The 18,241-nt window shown below is 62.5% G+C and carries 18 protein-coding genes; 7 read left to right on the forward strand and 11 right to left on the reverse strand.

Annotated features, from left to right (window positions below; translation table 11 throughout):
- Positions 1 to 7 precede the first annotated feature (7 nt).
- Genes AC1DUU_RS06270 through AC1DUU_RS06295 form a run of 6 tightly spaced genes read right to left on the reverse strand, consistent with a single transcriptional unit; the run spans position 8 to position 5,200 of the window.
- A complete protein-coding gene (locus tag AC1DUU_RS06270) occupies positions 8 to 925 on the reverse strand; it encodes a heme-dependent oxidative N-demethylase family protein (RefSeq protein WP_476782559.1) in 918 nt (305 codons plus the stop codon).
- Positions 922 to 1,209 carry a type II toxin-antitoxin system RelE/ParE family toxin gene (locus tag AC1DUU_RS06275; protein WP_476782560.1) on the reverse strand — a complete coding sequence of 96 codons (288 nt, stop codon included), beginning with the start codon at positions 1,207 to 1,209 and terminating at the stop codon, positions 922 to 924. Before AC1DUU_RS06275 ends, AC1DUU_RS06270 begins: the two co-directional genes overlap by 4 nt.
- Positions 1,206 to 1,499, reverse strand: a complete 294-nt coding sequence (locus AC1DUU_RS06280; protein WP_476782561.1) for a CopG family ribbon-helix-helix protein — start codon at positions 1,497 to 1,499, stop codon at positions 1,206 to 1,208. Before AC1DUU_RS06280 ends, AC1DUU_RS06275 begins: the two co-directional genes overlap by 4 nt.
- Positions 1,500 to 1,553: 54 nt before the next feature.
- Positions 1,554 to 2,231, reverse strand: coding sequence for an aminotransferase class IV family protein (locus AC1DUU_RS06285; RefSeq protein WP_476782562.1), 678 nt, complete (start codon positions 2,229 to 2,231; stop codon positions 1,554 to 1,556).
- Positions 2,180 to 3,334 (reverse strand): aminodeoxychorismate synthase component I, encoded by a 1,155-nt coding sequence (locus AC1DUU_RS06290; RefSeq protein ID WP_476782563.1) that lies wholly within the window; start codon positions 3,332 to 3,334, stop codon positions 2,180 to 2,182. Before AC1DUU_RS06290 ends, AC1DUU_RS06285 begins: the two co-directional genes overlap by 52 nt.
- 30 nt (positions 3,335 to 3,364) lie before the next feature.
- Positions 3,365 to 5,200: a M3 family oligoendopeptidase gene (locus AC1DUU_RS06295; RefSeq protein ID WP_476782564.1), complete on the reverse strand. Its 1,836-nt coding sequence runs from the start codon at positions 5,198 to 5,200 to the stop codon at positions 3,365 to 3,367.
- Positions 5,201 to 5,342: 142 nt separating this feature from the next.
- On the opposite strand from AC1DUU_RS06295, the gene AC1DUU_RS06300 reads away from it, so the two are divergent.
- Complete coding sequence (locus AC1DUU_RS06300; RefSeq protein ID WP_476782565.1) at positions 5,343 to 6,851, forward strand: sigma-54-dependent transcriptional regulator; 1,509 nt, start codon at positions 5,343 to 5,345, stop codon at positions 6,849 to 6,851.
- 322 nt (positions 6,852 to 7,173) lie between these two features.
- Positions 7,174 to 8,928 carry a peptidoglycan L,D-endopeptidase MepK gene (gene mepK / locus AC1DUU_RS06305; protein ID WP_476782566.1) on the forward strand — a complete coding sequence of 585 codons (1,755 nt, stop codon included), beginning with the start codon at positions 7,174 to 7,176 and terminating at the stop codon, positions 8,926 to 8,928.
- A 105-nt stretch (positions 8,929 to 9,033) separates the two neighbouring features.
- Here mepK and AC1DUU_RS06310 read toward each other — a convergent pair whose 3' ends face one another.
- Together AC1DUU_RS06310 and AC1DUU_RS06315 are read right to left on the reverse strand one after the other, a co-directional pair.
- The gene (locus AC1DUU_RS06310; protein WP_476782567.1) at positions 9,034 to 9,675 is read right to left on the reverse strand and encodes a 2-dehydro-3-deoxy-phosphogluconate aldolase; all 642 of its coding nucleotides are present in this window, start codon (positions 9,673 to 9,675) and stop codon (positions 9,034 to 9,036) included.
- A 114-nt stretch (positions 9,676 to 9,789) separates the two neighbouring features.
- Entirely contained in the window at positions 9,790 to 10,656 is an 867-nt protein-coding gene (locus tag AC1DUU_RS06315; protein WP_476782568.1) for an N-acetylmuramidase domain-containing protein, read from the reverse strand.
- A 174-nt stretch (positions 10,657 to 10,830) separates the two neighbouring features.
- On the opposite strand from AC1DUU_RS06315, the gene trhO reads away from it, so the two are divergent.
- From trhO to AC1DUU_RS06330, 3 genes are all read left to right on the forward strand, one after another.
- Complete coding sequence (trhO, locus tag AC1DUU_RS06320) at positions 10,831 to 11,760, forward strand: oxygen-dependent tRNA uridine(34) hydroxylase TrhO (protein ID WP_476782569.1); 930 nt, start codon at positions 10,831 to 10,833, stop codon at positions 11,758 to 11,760.
- 101 nt (positions 11,761 to 11,861) lie between these two features.
- Positions 11,862 to 12,608, forward strand: coding sequence for a tellurite resistance TerB family protein (locus AC1DUU_RS06325; protein ID WP_476782570.1), 747 nt, complete (start codon positions 11,862 to 11,864; stop codon positions 12,606 to 12,608).
- A 298-nt stretch (positions 12,609 to 12,906) separates the two neighbouring features.
- Entirely contained in the window at positions 12,907 to 13,662 is a 756-nt protein-coding gene (locus tag AC1DUU_RS06330) for an SDR family oxidoreductase (protein ID WP_476782571.1), read from the forward strand.
- 9 nt (positions 13,663 to 13,671) lie between these two features.
- On the opposite strand, the gene AC1DUU_RS06335 is transcribed toward AC1DUU_RS06330, so the two are convergent.
- Complete coding sequence (locus AC1DUU_RS06335) at positions 13,672 to 14,856, reverse strand: pyridoxal phosphate-dependent aminotransferase (protein ID WP_476782572.1); 1,185 nt, start codon at positions 14,854 to 14,856, stop codon at positions 13,672 to 13,674.
- Positions 14,857 to 14,939: 83 nt separating this feature from the next.
- Here AC1DUU_RS06335 and AC1DUU_RS06340 point away from each other — a divergent pair, with 83 nt between their 5' ends.
- Both AC1DUU_RS06340 and AC1DUU_RS06345 read left to right on the forward strand, forming a co-directional pair.
- Entirely contained in the window at positions 14,940 to 15,623 is a 684-nt protein-coding gene (locus AC1DUU_RS06340; protein WP_476782573.1) for a GNAT family N-acetyltransferase, read from the forward strand.
- 139 nt (positions 15,624 to 15,762) lie between these two features.
- On the forward strand, positions 15,763 to 15,969 hold the full coding sequence (locus tag AC1DUU_RS06345) for a hypothetical protein (protein WP_476782574.1): 207 nt from the start codon (positions 15,763 to 15,765) through the stop codon (positions 15,967 to 15,969).
- A gap of 2 nt (positions 15,970 to 15,971) precedes the next feature.
- On the opposite strand, the gene AC1DUU_RS06350 is transcribed toward AC1DUU_RS06345, so the two are convergent.
- Both AC1DUU_RS06350 and AC1DUU_RS06355 read right to left on the reverse strand, forming a co-directional pair.
- Positions 15,972 to 17,405, reverse strand: a complete 1,434-nt coding sequence (locus tag AC1DUU_RS06350) for an ATP-binding protein (RefSeq protein WP_476782575.1) — start codon at positions 17,403 to 17,405, stop codon at positions 15,972 to 15,974.
- Positions 17,402 to 18,118, reverse strand: coding sequence for a response regulator (locus AC1DUU_RS06355; protein WP_476782576.1), 717 nt, complete (start codon positions 18,116 to 18,118; stop codon positions 17,402 to 17,404). Before AC1DUU_RS06355 ends, AC1DUU_RS06350 begins: the two co-directional genes overlap by 4 nt.
- Positions 18,119 to 18,241 lie beyond the last annotated feature (123 nt).

Raw genomic sequence — 18,241 nt, forward strand, 5'->3', positions numbered from 1 at the left:
GCTATAGTTAGCCGGCGTTAGCCATGGCAAGCAGGAACTTAACCAGCCTTACGCGGTCGGCGGCAAGGCCTTTGTAGTCAAGCTGATGTTGGTCGAGGCTCATCAATTGTTCGGCGAAGGATGCTGCCAACCGGATGCGATCTTCGTGTTGGGCAAGTATAGCCAGCGGGTCGAGATAGATGCGGATCGCAAACAGGATGTCGCCCGAGACGGGCAGCTTTCTCAAGGTCTGCCGTTCGACACGAATGAAGGCATGGCCCGATACATCGCTGTCGGGAAAGCTCGACTGCCCCTCGGCGGCACTTGCGATGCGCTGCCGGTCCGACAGCGGATGGTAGAGCGAGCCATCCGCCTGGATCGACCAGTTGAAACGTTCGACCAGTACGGCAAGCTTGTCGAACATGCGCGAAATCAATTCGGCCATGCGTGTGCCAGGCCCGAAATCGGGCACGGGGCCATGTATCTTGTCTATCGGCTGGCCGAACTTTTCCGTCAGCTTCCACGACGAGGGAAAGCATAGCGAGCCCGCGGCGAGCCGCCAGCCGTCTTCCCCGCGCCGCATGAGGATCAGGTCTTCCTGCACGAGCATCGAGGCGGCGACCAGCGGGTTGTCGCCGGCATTGGCGATGTCGATTGCGTGGCCCGTACCGGCAACCACGCAGCGGCCGCCTTCCATCCGGTAGGTCTCGGGATAATTTTCGAGCAGATGCGCCACCAACAGCTCGAGCACTTCCTGCTGTGCCGCGCGCGTCGCCGGCTCGGCAACGAACACCTTGTCCGGGATTTCCCCATACAGCCTGTCCTTCTCCGCCAGATACGCTTCGAGATGGCCGTCGAGTTCGATCCAGTCGCGCGGCTCGACCTGCTTGAGGCCGATGGCGAAGGGTTTCGACGTCCCGTCGTAGGGGGTGTGGGTGGGGATCATAGCCAGTGTGGTGGACGCATGCGGCTAGTGTGGAACAAGCGTATTATCTCGATCGCATCACCTGCAATCCGATAGGGGATGAGGAATGGCAAGCCGGGAACAGTCCATTCGCGTATGGCCTGCTCTGACGTGGGCCGGCCGATGGTCGGCCTCTCCCCTAGCAAGGTGATGGCCCGGTCCAGTCGCAGCACGAGTTGAAGCGCCGCTTCATCGCTATCGGCAGCAATATGCGTTTGCGCTTCACGTAAATCCCTTATGGCGGCCTTCGTGAGGCGGATCTTCATTTGGCATTCTTGGTGAAGATATCCGGTTCCGGCGGCGGCAGTTCATCTGGAGTTCCCCATGACCGAAGCCACCTCGACGTCGCTTCCCATGAAATGAACTCGCCGCTTTCGTCGGCCTCATCGATCGCCTCCTGGATTGCAGCCAGATAGATACGGCGCTCGGCAAGGTGGGCCTCGACGGCTTCCTTGACGATGAAGGCGCTCGAACGCTGTGTAGACTTGGCGTATTCCTCCAGCTCCTGTCTGGTTTCAGGTGGAAGCCGTACGGAAAATGTGCTGCTGGTTGTCATTGTCGTCTCCGCGAACACATATGAGCACAAAGTATGCGCCGATCAATGGAGGCGTCAAGCAGCACCATTTTCGCTGAATCGAGCTGAAATCAGTCCGCGCAGCGAGTTGCCGACCCAGATTTTCGCGGCGCCACGGAGATCGATGGYGGTCAGAACAGCCTCCACCGCTTCGCCATTCTCGATCATCTCCCCGCGCAGCACGCCAGCGAGCAGGCCGCAGGCAAGCGGCGGTGTCTTCAGCGGGCCACCATCGCCCAGATCGACAAAGATGCTGGTGATGGTGCCTTCGCAGATCTCTCCTGCCTCATTGAGCAGGAGCACCTCGTCGGCCTCGTTGCGCGAAAATTCGGCGCGGGCGCGGTCATAGACGTCGCGGCGGGTGGTCTTGTGCCGAAGCAGCGGATTTGCGGAGCCGAGCCTCGTGTTGGCGATGCGAACAGTCCAGGTGGCATCAGGTGCTAGCGGTGCAAAGGGCTGCGTGGTGACATCGGCGCTACCACTAGAGGAAAGCGCGAGGCGAACGCGCAGGGCGGAGTTCCCGCCGACAGCACTTTGCAGCTCACTCTCTACAGATGCCTGGTCGAACGCAAAGCCAAGCGCTTCCGCCGACGCCTTGAGCCGGGCGAGATGACGCTCGCCGCGCAGCAAACCGGTCGCCGGCTCCCAGCGCATGGTTTCGATCAGCTCGAAGCCGGCACCGTGCCCGTGGCGAAGCGCGCTTTCAGAAGGCATTCCGCATACTCCGCTTCCGCCGTCGAATCGAAGACGACGCCGCCGCCGACATTGTAGACGGCCTCGCCGTCCTGGTGCAGCGTGATGGTCCTGATCGCCACGCTGAATCGCATTGTGCCACCTGGGGCGATCCATCCGATCGCACCGCAATAGACGTCGCGTGGCACAGTTTCCAGTTCGCGCAGAATCTCCATCGCCCGGATTTTCGGCGCACCAGTGATCGAGCCGCAGGGAAACAGGGCGGCAAAGACCCGCTCGATGGAAAGCCCCGGCAATAGCTTCGCCCGCACGCGGCTGACCATCTGGTGCACGGTCGGATAGCTTTCGATGCGGAACAGTTCTGGCACGTCGAGCGTGCCGACCTCGCTGATCAGCGAGATGTCGTTGCGCAGGAGATCGACGATCATGCGGTTTTCCGCCTGGTTCTTCTCGTCGTTGCGCAGGAAGTCCCTGAGCTGTGCATCTTCCTCAGGCGTCTTGCCGCGCGGGGCGGTGCCCTTCATGGGGTGCGTCTCGATCCAGCCCTCGCTGTTGATCTCGAAGAACAGTTCGGGCGAGCGCGACAGCACAACGGGTCCGCCGAGCGAGACCAGCGCACCATATTTCACCGGCTGGCGAGCGATCAGCGCATCGAAGGCGTCGAGGGCTTCGCCGGACCATTGCGCATGCACCGGGAAGGTCAAGTTCCCCTGGTAGCAGTCGCCCTGGCGCAGATGCTGGTGCAGGCGTTCGAACCGGCGCGCGTAATCGGCTTGCGACCACGTCGCCCGCGCATCGAAGATCGGCCCGTTGGTGGCGGGCTCGCGCGAGCGCGTACGGTCACGGTCAGACGGCTGGTCGAAGACGCCGAGGCAGATCAGCGGCGTGCGCCGCCCTTCGGGAAGCAGCGGACGAAGCTTCGGCTCAAGCAGGTAGCCGGCCTCATAGGAAAAATAGCCGGCCAGCCATTTGCCTTGTTCGTGCGCCTTCTGGGCGGCTTGCAAGGCAGGAAAAAAGTCCGCCGCGTCATGCGCGACAATGACCTCGCGGGGTGCCTCGAACAGCACCTCGCGACCGGCAGGGTCGTCCCGAAACAAGACGAAGGGAGAAGCAAGATCAGTCATGATTTCAGCGTGCCTGGGACAGTGACGCGCTCAGTCCAGCGCTTCCAGTTCGTCGATGAGGTTGCCGATGACCGCAAGACCCTTCTGCCAGAAGGCGGGGTCGGTGGCGTCGAGCCCGAACGGCTTCAGAAGCTCGGAGTGATGCTTGGTGCCACCGGCGCGCAGCATCTCGAAATACTTCTCCTGAAAGCCGCTCTCGGCGTTCTGATAGACCGCATAAAGCGAGTTCACCAGGCAGTCGCCGAAGGCATAGGCATAGACGTAGAACGGCGAATGGATGAAGTGCGGGATGTAGGTCCAGAACACTTCGTAGCCGTCGCGCAGCTTGATCGCTGGTCCCAGGCTCTCGGCCTGCACCTCAAGCCAGAACTGGCCGAGCTGGTCGGAGGTCAGCTCGCCATTCTTGCGCTCCAGATGCACCTTGCGCTCGAACTCGTAGAAGGCGATCTGGCGCACGACCGTATTGATCATGTCCTCGACCTTCTGGGCGAGCATCGCCTTGCGCTCGCGCTTGTCGGTGGTGCGCTCGAGCAGCGAGCGGAAGGTCAGCATTTCGCCGAATACGCTTGCCGTCTCGGCCAGGGTCAGCGGTGTCGAGGCCATCAGCGCGCCCTGACCGGCGGCCAGCACCTGGTGCACGCCATGGCCGAGCTCGTGGGCAAGGGTCATGACGTCGCGCGGCTTGCCCATGTAGTTGAGCAAAACGTAAGGGTGCGCCGAGGGCACGGTCGGATGCGCGAAGGCACCCGGCGCCTTGCCGGGGCGCACCGGCGCGTCGATCCAGCGGCGGTCGAAGAAATCGCGCGCGATCTCGGCCATCTCGGGCGAGAAACTGCTGTAGGCAGTCAGCACCGTGTCCTTGGCTTCGTCCCAGCCAATAACCGCCTGCGGGGTCTCCGGCAGCGGCGCGTTGCGATCCCAGTGGTTCATCACCTCGACGCCCAGCCACTTGGYCTTCATCGCATAATAGCGGTGCGACAGGCGCGGATAGGCTTCGCGAACTGCGGCAGCGAGCGCGTCGACGACTTCGCGCTCGACCCGGTTGGCGAGGTGGCGGGAGTCGGCGATGTCTTCGAAGCCGCGCCAGCGGTCGGAGATCTCCTTGTCCTTGGACAAGGTGTTGGTGATCAGCGTGAAGACGCGCAGGTTCTTGCGGAAGGTTACCGCAAGCGCCTCGGACGCTGCCTTGCGGACTTCACCGTCCGGGTCCTGAAGCTTGTTCAGCGCCGGTTCGAGCGTCAGTTCCTCGCCGCCGATGTCGAAGCGCAAATCGGACATCGTCTCGTCGAACAGCCGGTTCCAGGCGCCGCGCCCGGTGATCGACTTCTCGTGGAACAGTTGCTCGACACGGTCCTCGAGCTGATAAGGCTTATCCATGCGCAGGTCGAGCACCCACGGGCGGTAGTGGCCGAAGCCTGGATCGGCATCGAGCGCCTTGAAGATCAGTTCGTCGTCGACGAGGTTGAGTTCGAGCGCGAAGAACAAGAGATGCGCGCTGGCATCAGTCATCTTTTCCTGGACGTCGCCGTAGAGCTTGGCGCGCTTGGGGTCGGAGGTGTCGCCGGCATAGATCAGCCCGGCATAAGAGACCACGCGCCCGACCAGTTCTTCCAGCGCCTCATAGGTCCGCATCGCTTCGCCAAGCTTGCCTGCGGCACCACGCCCGGCTTCGACCGCAAGCGTGCCTTTCCAGCGGTTTTCGAAGGCGACCCCATCGACCGAGGCCTTTTCGAGGTCGCGGACAAGCTCAGGCGCGTCCATGCCTGAATAAAGGTCGGCAAGATTCCATTCGGGCAGTTCGCCAAGCCCTGTCACGCTCCCGGCGGAGGCGGTGGCTGACATCTCTTGCCCGGAATTCCAACGCATTGCGTCTTCCTCTTCACTTACCTGCACCGGATCGTTCAAATCATAAGGGATTCGTTCACCGGCTTTTTTGAAACCTTATTTAGAACCCTGTGCCAGGATGATCCACATCCAAACAGCAGCTACGGGCATATTCCGGACATTCATGGCAGGTTCGATTCTCATAGTCGATGACGATCCCGTCCAGCGTCGCCTTGTCGACGCGGCGGTGACAAAATTCGGCCACACCTCTGTCGTGGCGGATGGCGGAGAGGCGGCATTGCGCGTGCTCGACGGCCCGCTCGGCGGCGACATCGGTGTGATCATCCTCGACCTGTCCATGCCTGGTCTCGACGGTATCGGCGTGCTCAAGGCGATGCGCGAACGCGGCATGGTCATTCCGGTCATCGTCCAGACAGCGCAAGGCGGCATCGAGACCGTGGTGTCGGCGATGCGCAATGGCGCCTTCGATTTCGTGGTCAAGCCGGCCTCGCCGGACAAGCTCCAGGCCGCCATCGCCAATGCGCTCAAGGTCGAGGCTGTCGGGGGCGAGGTGCGGCGCACCGCGCGTCGCGGCAGCGGCTTGCTCACCTTCCGCGACATGATTACCCGAAGCCCGGCGATGGACCGGGTCATCCGGCTCGGCCAGAAGGCGTCGGCATCGAACATCCCGATCCTGATCGAGGGCGAATCCGGCGTCGGCAAGGAACTCGTGGCGCGTGCCATCCAGGGGTCCGGCGACAGGCGCTCGAAGCCCTTCGTCACCGTCAATTGCGGTGCTATCCCCGACAATCTGGTCGAAAGTATCCTGTTTGGCCATGAGAAGGGCTCGTTCACCGGCGCGACCGACAAGCACCCGGGCAAGTTTGTCGAAGCCAACAAGGGAACCTTGTTCCTCGATGAAATCGGCGATCTGCCGCTCGACGTGCAGGTCAAGCTGTTGCGCGCCGTGCAGGAAGGGGAGGTCGATCCCGTTGGCGGCCGCTCGACGGTCAAGGTCGACATCCGGCTGATCTCGGCGACGCACCGCAATCTTCTGCAGCAGGTCAAGGACGGCAAGTTCCGCGAGGACCTGTTCTACCGCCTCAACGTCTATCCGATCTTCGTGCCGCCGCTGCGCGAGCGCCGCGACGACATTCCGCTGCTCGTCAGCCATTTCATTTCCCGCGTCGCCCCGGCAAGCCCGCATGGCAGAATCCCGATGATCTCGGAAAATGCGCTGGCACTGCTTCAGGCCTATGACTGGCCGGGCAATATCCGGCAGTTGGAAAACGCCATATTCCGTGCCTGCGTGCTGTCTGAGGGCGATTTGCTCACCGAAGACGAGTTCCCGCAGATCCGCGCCCAGGTCGAAGGCGTGGTCGACCTTGGCGGCAACGCTGCGCCGGCCGTCGCCGACACCGCTGCCGAAAGAGTTTCTCTCCCCACTCCAGTGCTGTCGCAGGCACCTGAACGAACCCGTCCGGGCATGCTGCGGGCGCTCGACGAACGTGGCAATGTGCGCCTGCTTGCCGATGTCGAACTCGAGATGATCCGGCTCGCCATCGATCACTACAATGGCCAGATGAGCGAGGTTGCGCGACGGTTGGGAATCGGTCGCTCGACGCTGTACCGCAAGCTCAAGGAGTACGGAATCGATCCCGAGACTGGGCGCAGCGAGCGACTCGCGTCCTGACATTTTTCTTCTGCGGAACTGAATTAAAGCTTGCCTGTCGCTTGCGGGCCGCATGAATCTGCGGCGGCGCACATATTTGTTAATCGCTATTTTTGTGGTTTAAACCAGCGGTTTACCATAAAAATCTGGGCTTCCGTTTTGCGGGGATAYCGCCATGGTGTTACCGCATTTCGGCTTCAATAATCAGTGATTAACCATTAGGATCGATATTCGGACGCGAATTCGTAAGCGTGTCCGGGCTTCAAATCCGGGGACAGATGGCAGCCTAACAGGGCCTTTTGATTTGAACAGGATCGAGAACACCGAAGGGCGTCGCTCGAAGTTGAACGTTTGGCAGAAGTGGCTTACGGCCGCTGCGCTGGCTTTTGGTTTCGTGACAGCTTCTCAGGCCACCGCCTCCGCCGAGACGCGGACGCTCAAGCTTTTCTATACCCACACGGGCGAGAAGGCTGAGATCACGTTCAAGCGCAACGGCAGATACGATGCTGCCGGACTGAAGAAACTCAATCAGTTCCTGCGCGATTGGCGCCGCAACGAGCCGACCAAGATGGACCCCCGTCTGTTCGACGTCGTCTGGGAATCCTACCGCTCGGTCGGGGCTTCCGGCTATATCAGCGTCGTTTCCGCCTATCGTTCGCCGGCGACCAATTCGCTGCTGCGCAGCCGCTCGAACGGCGTTGCCGAAAAAAGCCAGCACATGCTCGGCAAGGCGATGGACTTCTACATTCCAGGTGTTCCGCTCAAGAAGCTGCGCGATGCGGGCCTGCGCGTTCAGGCCGGCGGTGTCGGTTATTATCCGCGTTCTGGTTCGCCCTTCGTCCACATGGACGTCGGTAATGTGCGCCATTGGCCGCGCATGAGCCGCCAGGAACTGGTCGCGGTGTTCCCTTCGGGCAAGACGCTGCATGTGCCGAGCGACGGCAAGCCGCTGCCTGGCTTTGAGCAGGCACTCGCCTCCTATCAGGCCCGCAAGAGCAGCGGCGATCTGGTCATGGCCAGCGCTTCGCCTGCCAAGCGTGGCGGCCTGTTTGCCGCGCTGTTTGGCGGTGGCGGTGCCGACGAGGAAGAAGATACCGGCGAGAGCACGATTGCGGCGGTTGCCCCCAAGAAGGCGCCGACCCAGGTCGTGGCATCCGCGCCGGTTGCCAAGGCCCAGCCGGGCATCCAGATCGTTTCGCCAGAGAATGCCCAGCGCGCCGAGCTGCCGCAGATTGCCGACCAGGCACCGGCCGAGCAGGCGCCTGAGACCATCATCGCAGCCCTTCCTGCGCGTAGCGTTCCGCTGCCGGGCGTAGCGCCGCGGCCGCAGGCCGAGGTCGTCTCGGCAACCGCCGAGAACGTGCCGTTTGGTGCTGCATCGGCTCCGCTCGCCGAAAGCGAGCGGCCCACTCCGGTCGAGCAGCAGATTGCCGCCAACGTGCCGCTGCCGAGCTGGCGTCCGAATTACACGCCACCTGCAGAACTCAAGCCTGAGAACGAGAGTGTGCTGATGGCGCTTGCCTCGACTGACGATGCACCTGCGATTGCTACCAATGTCAGGGCTCCGCTGCCTTCGGCGCGTCCGCAGGACATGACCGTTGAAGCCGCCTTGGCTGCTGCCAACGACATTCCGACAGAAGACGAGGGCAGCCAGGCAGAACTCGAAGTTGCCGCCCTGGCACCGCGGCCGGAGCAGCGTTCAGTGTTCGATCAGCCTGAAGCGGTGGCTGTTGCCACGCCGAAGAGCGCGATCGCTACAGCCTCGGCCGGTACCGACCCTGCGGTCGCCATCGGTGGCAACGTCAAGACCACGCGCAAGTCGGCACGTCCTCTCGCTCAGGAAGCCAAGCCCGAGCCCAAAGCCGTCGTCGTGGCCGCAGCACCCGATTCCGCACGCTGGGCATTGCGCAGCGGGGCTCAGGTCATCACGGTCACGACCAACACCAAGGCTCCGGGTTTTGCCTACAACATGGTGCGTACCGCGCCGAAGGAAGTCTACACGGCCGGCTTCCAGCAGGGCAGCCAAGCCACCGAAGCTCACCGCTTCTCGGGCAGTGCCGTCAAGTTCCTCTCGGTCGCTCGCTTCGCGACGAACTGATCGACAAACCGAACAACAAAAAAGCCGCGCTGGGTAACCAGCGCGGCTTTTTGGTTTTTCGGGGACTTGCCCTTCTCCCACAGGGGGAAAAGGAAAAATCCCGCCTCAGTTCTTGCGCAGCTTGTTTGCCTCGGCGGCAAGCGCCTCGATGCCGGCCCAGTCGCCCGCCTTGACCATGTCGTCGGGCGCGACCCACGAGCCGCCGACGCACACGACATTGGGCAGGCTGAGGTAGTCCTTGGCGTTCTTCGCCGAGATGCCGCCGGTCGGGCAGAACTTCACGCCGGCAAAGGGCGAAGCCAAGGCCTTGAGGAAAGGCGCGCCACCAGCCTGTTCGGCGGGGAAGAATTTCACGAAGTCGAGGCCGGCTTCAAGCGCGGCCATGATCTCGCCAGGCGTGATCATGCCGGGAAGCAGCGGTACGTCGCTGGTGGCGGCGTGAGCCATCAGTTCGCGTGTAACGCCAGGGCTGACGATGAATTTCGAGCCCGCGGCAGCCGCCTCGTCGAACTGGCGCGCATTCAGGACGGTGCCGGCGCCGACGATGCAGTCCTCGACCTCGGCGGCGACGCGGCGGATGCATTCCAGCGCTTCGTCGGTCCTGAGCGTGATTTCGATTGCCTTGAGGCCGCCGCGTGCCAGCGCGCGGGCAAGCGGGACTGCATCGGCGGCGCGCTCGATTTTCAGCACCGGAATGACTGGCTGGCCATCCAGCAGCGCAAGCAGTTTTTGGGTTTTGCTGGTCATGGCATTCGCTCCATTGTCAATTTTCAACCGATTTAACAGACCGCGCATTTCAAGTCCACGAAACCAGCAGCGACATGGTGTTGCGGGCTAAGCTGCAGCGGGACACACGATGCCCTACGATCTGCCGAAAAGCTTCGCCAGCCAAGTTTTCAATGTCTGCCAAAATCCGCTTGCCGACTGCAGCGCCTTCTTGAGGGTGGCCTGGGTTCGCTCGCCGGCGATACCATCGGCGGCGAGGCCATGGTCCTTTTGGAACTTCTTGACCGCAGCTGCCGTGCCAGGGCCAAATATGCCGTCAGTGTCGACCGAATAGCCCAATGCGACAAGCGCTTCCTGAAGCTCGGTAACGAGCTCGCCGCGCGAGCCAACCGCCATCAGCCGGTCGCCGGGGGCAGGGCCGCTGATTTGTCTGTTGTACGCCTCCGCCAATTTGAGGTGGTATGCGTTCTTTCGAAAACCGGGACCGTTGTATCCGTGGCCCACCGCCTCCCAGTCATGCGCGTTGAGCGCGTCGGTGAGGCCTGCTTTTTGAATGTAGCGTGCCATCAGCCGGGCTTGGCCGGCGGCTCCGGCGCGCGCCTCGTTGACGAGGGCGTCGACATTGTCGAAGCCGAGCCACAGCCAGTGCGCGCCCATCACCTGGCCGAGGCCCCACGAGGTCGACTCATAGGCGGCCTGGTGGTCGATTTCAGCCGCCTGGTCGAGCATCTGCCAGCGTGCCGCCTGGGCGCGTGGGTTGGCGACCGCGCCTGTTGTCGGCGAGGCGAGACCTGCTCCCCGCGCCCTGTCTTGCTTGTCGCCGGAAAGCCTGCGGTCGAAATAATGGCCCTCGAAGCGGATCAGCGGCTCGTTTCGGCCATCGATCTTGGCAAACACCTGGCCGGCACTCTCGATCTCGGCGATGGCAAGCAATGCCGCCGGTTCGAGCCCGAATTCCTTGGCCGCCTTTTCGATTTCCGTTGCCGTCTGCCTGCTGAACATGCGCCTCACACTCCCTTTCGTCAGTGCAATTGTCGCCCGACTTTGGCAGGCGTGGATAAATAAATTTGCATCTGGCCTGAAGCTGTCGTCGCGACAATTCAGCAACCATCCATAATCATTGGCTTTTCCGCGCCGCATTGAAAATTGCGAGCCAAGGCGCTAGGGGCTCTCGCCATGAATCTCTCCACGCCTGCACCCCATTTCCGTGTTGCCGCCCTCTACCGCTTCTGCCGGCTCGAGGGTTTCGAGGCTTTGCGCGCGCCGATCGCTGCTTTCTGCTGCGCTCGTGGCATCAAAGGCACGCTGCTGCTTGCCCGCGAGGGCATCAACGGCACCGTCGCCGGTACCGAGCAGGCGATTGCCGAGCTGATCGCCTATCTCGAAGCCATGCCCGAGTTCACCGGGCTCGAGGTGAAATACAGTGCCGCCGAAGACATGCCGTTCCATCGCATGAAGGTGCGGCTCAAGAGCGAGATCGTCACCATGGGCGTCGAGGGCATCGACCCGCTCGCCAGCGTCGGCGCTTATGTCGAGGCGGATGCGTGGAATGCGCTCATCTCCGATCCCGACACCATCCTGGTCGACACCCGTAACGACTATGAAGTGTCGATCGGCACGTTCTCGGGCGCCGTCGACCCGCAGACCAAGAGTTTCCGCGAGTTCCCAGCCTGGGTCGAAAACCACCGCGCCGAACTCGAAGGCCGCAAGGTGGCGATGTTCTGCACCGGCGGCATTCGCTGCGAAAAGGCAACCGCCTATGTGAAGTCGCTCGGCATCGACGACGTCTTCCACCTCAAGGGCGGCATCCTCAAATATCTCGAAGAAGTGCCGGCCGAAGAGAGCCTGTGGCAAGGCGAGTGCTTCGTCTTCGACGAGCGTGTGTCGGTTTCCCATGGCCTGGCCGTCGGCGAAGCCGAGCTGTGCCGCGCCTGCCGGCACCCGCTGATGCCGGAAGAGCTTTTGTCGCCGAAATTTGTACCAGGCGTTTCGTGCCCGCATTGCCATGATGCCCGCACCGAAGAGGACCGCGCCCGCTACGCTGAGCGCCACAAGCAGGTTGAACTCGCCGAAAAACGCGGCATAGCACCCCACATCGGCAGTTGACGTTCAGTCTCCGACTGCCTCGCCAAATTGGCTGATGTCATTGTAATGTCGCCTTCGTCCGCCTACCTCACGGCGACCGACATTCCAAACCGGAGGCACCCATGTTCGATCCCAAGAAGCTGCTCAACGATCTCCTCGGCTCCACGATCCCAGGCACCGGTTCCACTGTGCGCGACAAGGCTGGGCAGGCGACCCAGCTCGCCAAGGACAATCCGCTGGCCGCAGGCGCGCTGGTTGCCGTGCTGCTTGGCACCGGCACCGGCCGCCAGGTTACGGGCACCGCGCTGAAGGTCGGCGGTCTCGCCGCCATCGGTGGCCTCGCCTACAAGGCCTACCAGAACTACAAGGCCGGCAACGCGCCCGACGCCACGGCCAACACCAATCCTGATACGCAGCTTCTGCCGCCGCCGGCCGACAATTCCTTCCATCCGGCCCAGGCACCGCAGGGCGAGACCGAATTCGCCCTGACGCTGATCCGCGCCATGATCGCTGCCGCCAAGGCCGACGGCCATATCGACGACGAGGAACGCAAGAAGATCGGCGACAGGCTCAGCCTGTCGGGCATCGATTCCGAGGCTGCGCAGTTTGTGAACGCCGAACTCGACGCGCCGCTGGACCTCGACGCTCTCGTGGCTGCTGCCCAGACCGACGCGCAGAAGGTCGAGCTGTACACCGCCTCGCGCCTTGCGATCGATCCTGACACCCGCGCCGAGCGCGGCTATCTCGATCTGCTCGCGGGCCGTTTGAAGCTGCCGGACGCGCTTATCGACCACGTCGAGGCAACCATTTCGAGCGTCAAGGTGCCGGTCGAAGCCTCCGCCAATCCGCAGGTCAATCCGCGCTGGTAAGCCGGCCTGCGGCGAGGGAGCCTGTAAGCCGCTAAAAGGCTGCTTTTCGCGTTAAGGATTTGTTAACCGACCAGGCGCATCCTTTCCTCATTCGGATCGGCTCTCCTCCTCCCAAGCACGGTTCGATTTAAAACTGGGCGGTCGCCAATGACCGCCCTTTTTGTGTGACTATCCCGACATCTCCGAATGGACCATCAAGCAAAACCACGCTGGTTTTGCTTGAGCTGGCGCTCTAAAATTGAAACCGCTACGAAAGATCGCCCGCCGGCGGTTGGTCATGCGCGGGGAGGGCTTCATCATGTCGAGCAACAGGGTTGCGGTGGTCACAGGTGCTGGCAAGGGCATCGGCAAGGCGGTCGCGACCGCGTTGCTCCACGATGGCTGGAACACGGTTTTCTGCGGCCGCAGCAAGCATACGCTGAACGAGGCGATCCTCGATGCCGGCAAGACCGACGCCAAGGCGCTGGCCGTCGTCTGCGATGTCACCAAGCCCGACCAGGTCRACGACATGTTCGAGACGATCACCGAGGCTTTTGGCCGGGTCGACCTGCTCTTCAACAATGCCGGCATGGGCTACAAGGCGTCCACCATCGACGAAATCCCGGTCGAAGCTTGGAACGAGGTCGTCGCTGTCAATCTGACAGGATCGTTCCTGTGCTCACGCGCGGCCTTCGCGGCGATGCGCAGGCAGGAACCGATGGGTGGCCGTATCATCAACAACGGTTCCGTTTCAGCCCATGCGCCGCGTCCCGGCTCGGTGCCCTATACCGCCACCAAGCACGCCATCACCGGCCTCACCAAGACGCTGGCGCTCGATGGCCGGCCCTTCGACATTGCCTGCGGCCAGATCGACATCGGCAATGCGCTAACCGAGATGGCGTTGCCGATGACAATTGGCGTGCAGCAGGCCGACAGCTCGATCGCAGCCGAGGCTGTGATGGACGTCGCGCGTGTCGCCGAGGCGGTGGTCTACATGGCCGGCTTGCCGCTCGACGCCAACGTCCTGTTCATGACCGTGATGGCGACCAAGATGCCTTATGTCGGGCGCGGGTAAGGCGCCCGGTCACTTCGCCAAAAACGCCTCGATGCGCTCCAGCGCGCGCAGGATGTTTTCTTCGGAGTTGGCGTAGGACAGCCTGATATAGCCCTCGCCAAGTATACCGAAATCCGGGCCCCCGATCAGCGCGACGCCAGCTTCCTCCAGCAGCGCAGAGGCGAGCTGCTTGGCCTTCCAGCCGGTCTTTTCGACATTGGGGAAGGCGTAGAAGGCACCCTTCGGCGTGATGCAGGAAATGCCGGGGATCGCATTCAGGCCCTCGACGACGATGCGGCGGCGCTTGTCGAAGGCACGCATCATACGCTCGACGTCATCCTGCGGGCCGTCGATCGCGGCTATGCCGGCATATTGGCTAGGCGCGTTGATACATGACCAGCAATTGACCGCGAGCTTGCGCACCTTGTCGTAGAGATGGCCGCCCTGTGGTCCGTTCGGCCAGATCGACCAGCCCATGCGCCAGCCGGTCATCGCCCAGGTCTTGGACCAGCCGTTGAGCACGATCAGCCGGTCGCGGATTTCAGGAAAACTCAGCAGCGAGGTGTGTTGCTCGCCGTCATAGGTCATGACGTCGTAGATCTCGTCGGACATGACAGCGACATGGGGATGGGCTTCCAGCCCCTTGACCAGCTTGGCGATCTCCGTGCTCGGCGTCACCCCGCCGGTCGGATTGGCTGGCGAATTGAGGATCAGAAGCCGCGTCTTTGGCGTGATCAGCGCAAGCGTTTCCTCCGCCGAAAAGGCAAAGCCGTTGGCCTCTCGCATCGGCACCGGTATTGGTGTCGCTCCGGTGAACTCGATCATCGAGCGATAGATCGGGAAACCGGGGTCGGGGTAGAGGATTTCCGTGCCCGGCTCGCCAAACATCAGGATCGCGGCGAACATCGTCGGCTTGCCACCGGGCATGATCATCACGCTTTCCGGCGACACTTCCACGCCTGTCGTCGTCAGCGTTCGCCGCACCACCGCTTCGCGCGTCGCCAAAAGACCATTGGCCGGCGTGTAGCCGTGATGGCCGTCCCGCAGCGCCTTGATCGCTGCTTCCACAATATGCTCGGGCGTACGGAAATCCGGCTGGCCGATGCCGAGATTGATGATGTCGCGTCCCTCATGGAGAAGTGCCGTGGCGCGCGCCAGAACGGCAAACGCGTTTTCTTCACCAAGGCGGTCGAAGGCGGCAATCGTTTGGAGCATTGCGGGTACCCGTCTGGTTCTTTCGGTGGCTGTTGATTTTTGCGAGAGTCCGGACGGCCATGTCAAACGAATTGGAGAGATCGTTGACCGACAACCTGCAGGACTGGAAGCCGCGCCCGCGCCCCGAGCGCGTCGTGCTCGATGGTCGCTATGTGCGCCTTGAACCGCTCGATGCGGAAAAACACGGCGAACGCCTCTACGAGATGGCCACAGCCCAGGATGCCGAGGGCCGCTTCCGCTGGCTTTTCGATACCAAGCCGCAGACGCGTGCCGAGTTCGAACCCTGGCTCGAAAAGTCGGCGGCGAGCGAGGATCCGCTGTTTTTTGTCGTCGTCGACAAGGCGAGCGGCAAGATGGCCGGGCGCCAGACGCTGATGCGCATCGATCCTGCTCAAGGCGTCATCGAGATCGGCAACATCTACTGGAGCGACGTCATTTCCCGCAAGCCGGCGGCGACCGAGGCGCAATTCCTGTTTGCACGCTACATCTTCGAGCTCGGCTATCGCCGCTACGAATGGAAATGCAACAACCGCAACGAGCCGTCCAAACGTGCCGCGGAACGTTTCGGCTTCAAGTTCGAGGGCATCTTCCGCCAGCACATGGTCGCCAAGGGCGAAAACCGCGACACGGCCTGGTATTCGATCCTCGACAAGGAGTGGCCAGCATTGAAGCAGGCGTATGAAGCCTGGCTTGCCCCGGCAAATTTCGATGCCGCGGGCCAGCAGAAGCGCAAGCTTGAGGATTTCCGAGCCGAATTTGGCGCCTGACAGGCAGCGGCGATCGACGCCTGCGCGGGGTCGCGCATGCGACAAAGGAACCGGCATTGGCGCGTTGGCTGATGGGCCTGCGAGCGCTATGACGTTCAGCTTCGCCGGGCCTTGAGCCCGCAACATCAGGAATCTGCCGATGGACACCAAAACCCGCCAAGCTGCCGTCGCCGCTGCCTGCATCATGATCATTTTCGGCGTTGCTGCGTACTTCCTGCCGAAGATTATGCTGGCGGTCGGCAATTATTCGACGGTCGCCGCCGGCATCGTTGGGGTGCTCTTCGTGCTCGGCTTCTTCGGCGTGTTCTGGCTGCGTGGCCGCAGCCAGCGCAGAAACGGCAACTGATCCTATTTGGCTGGAATCGGCTGTGCCGCTTGGGCCAGCGGGATCGTTAGCTCGGCGCGCAAGCCGCCACCATCGGTTCTGTTCTTAAGCGTCACGTCGCCGCCAAAGCGGCGTGCGATATTGCGGGCGATTGTCAGGCCTAGCCCAAAACCGCCAGTCTRGCGGTTGCGAGAGGCTTCAAGACGGGTAAACGGCCGGAAGATGGCCTCCATCTGGGCTTCGGGGATGCCTGGTCCCGAATCGTCGATGGTCAGCAGGATGCGGTCCGCATCGCGCGACAAGGCAAGACGCGCCTTGCCACCATATTTAACGGCGTTGTCGACGAGATTCGACACGCACCGCCGCAACGCGATGGCCTGGCCGTAGCAGGTCAGGCCCCGGGCATGGCTGCGGGCGCCGTCGAAGACGACATGCGGGTTGCCGTCGGCGATCGAGTCGACAAGCGACCAGAAATCGATCCGCTCGGATGTCTCGCCCTTGGCTTCGAAGGTTGCGAAGTCCAGGACCGAAGCGGAGATCGCCTCGATGTCGGCCAGATTGTTCATCAGCGCGGTGCGCAACGGAGAATTGCGCAGCAATTCCAGGCGCAAGCGGATGCGCGTCAGTGGCGTCCTCAGATCATGCGCGAGCGCTGCCGCGAGCAACTCGCGGTCCTCGACATATTCGCGCAATCGCGCCTGCATGGTGTTCACCGCGCGGGCCGCCGATTTGTATTCGCTGCTGCCCCATTCCGGCAGCGGCGGGCTTTTGAGGTCCACCCCGATACGCCGGACGGCACTTTCGAGGGCACGGTACGGTGCAGTCAGACGGCGCAGCGACCAGATCGAAAGCGCCACCACAAGGGCTGCGACCGATCCGTAGAGCGGCAGGCTGTCGGTGTTGAGAATGGGACTGGGCGGTGTGGCCTGCATGGTGAAGTTGAGCCACTGCCCGTCCTTGAATTCGATCGAGGCGACCAGCGTGTCGGAGTTGGTGAAGTCTGAGGACAGGTCGACCAATTCTTTCTCGACGCTGCCCATGCTCTCGTCTGGCTGTGTCGAGCTCTGGCTCGGCCGTGCTTGTGCCGACTCGCGCCGCACCCGCGCTTCCCCGACGCCGTATTTCGACAGCCGGCCAACGATGATGTCTTCGAGTTCCGCCAGGTCGTCGTCGGCTGGGATCGACGAGGTGATCGCCGGCTCATCCGATGTGCTCAGCACATGCGGCGGTACCGACAAACCGGCGGCGATGCGCGTGCGATCAGCCGGTTCTTCGGCATACATCAGCTTGGTCAGCGACAGCGCCCTGTCGTTGAGCCGGAGCAGGTCGAGCACGTTGTTGGAGGCGACGCGTTCGCGCGAAACGATGGACAGCGTCGAAACCATGATGGCCAGCAGCCCGGCAATGACGATCAGCAGGACCCAGGCCGGCAGCGACCGCGGCAGGAGCCATTTCATTCGGCAACAACCTCTGGCACGAATTGATAGCCGCCGCCGCGTACCGTCAGCACCAGCTTGGGTGAACGCGGATCGTCTTCCATCTTGCGCCGCAGGCGGCTCACCAGGATGTCGACGCTGCGGTCGTAGCTGTAGTCACCGTTCTGGTTGGACAGTTCCACCAGTTGCTCGCGACTCAATACGCGCTGCGCGCTTCTTACCAGTGTGTGGAGCAGGTTGAATTCGGCGGTGGTCAGCTCGACCCGCACCTGGTCGGGCCTGAGCAGCCTGCGCCGCGAGGCATCAAGTGTCCAGCCCGCGAATTTGTAGATCTGCGGCATCGGGCGGTGGGCGGCACCGGCAGCGCTAGGCCGGCGCAGCACGGCGCGCGCGCGCGCCAGCAGTTCGCGGGGGTCGAAAGGTTTCGGCACATAGTCGTCGGCGCCCATCTCCAATCCGACGACGCGGTCGATCGTCTCGGTGACCGCCGTCAGCATGATGATCGGTATCTTGGAATGGGTGCGCAGGTCGCGGCAGATGTCGAGGCCGCTTTTGCCCGGCAGCATGACGTCGAGGATGATCAGGTCGACGGGTGCGCGGCGAAGTGCTGCCTGCATCTCGTCGTCGTCGCGGGCTATCGACACGCGCATGCCATGCTTTTGGAAAAATTCCTGAAGCAGGTCGCGGATTTCCTTGTCGTCGTCGACGATCAGAATGTGGGCGTCGGCTTTCAATTCATTTGCTTCCACTGTTGCGCTGAGTGGGGATCGGCCCGGACCTTGGCAAAATAAGGTCCGCGCCCCGATTTGACCAGCGAACGGGGCGCGCCGATGCACCGAATTCGGCAGTTACAATCC

Source organism: Aminobacter sp. P4_H6_2, assembly GCF_056400805.1.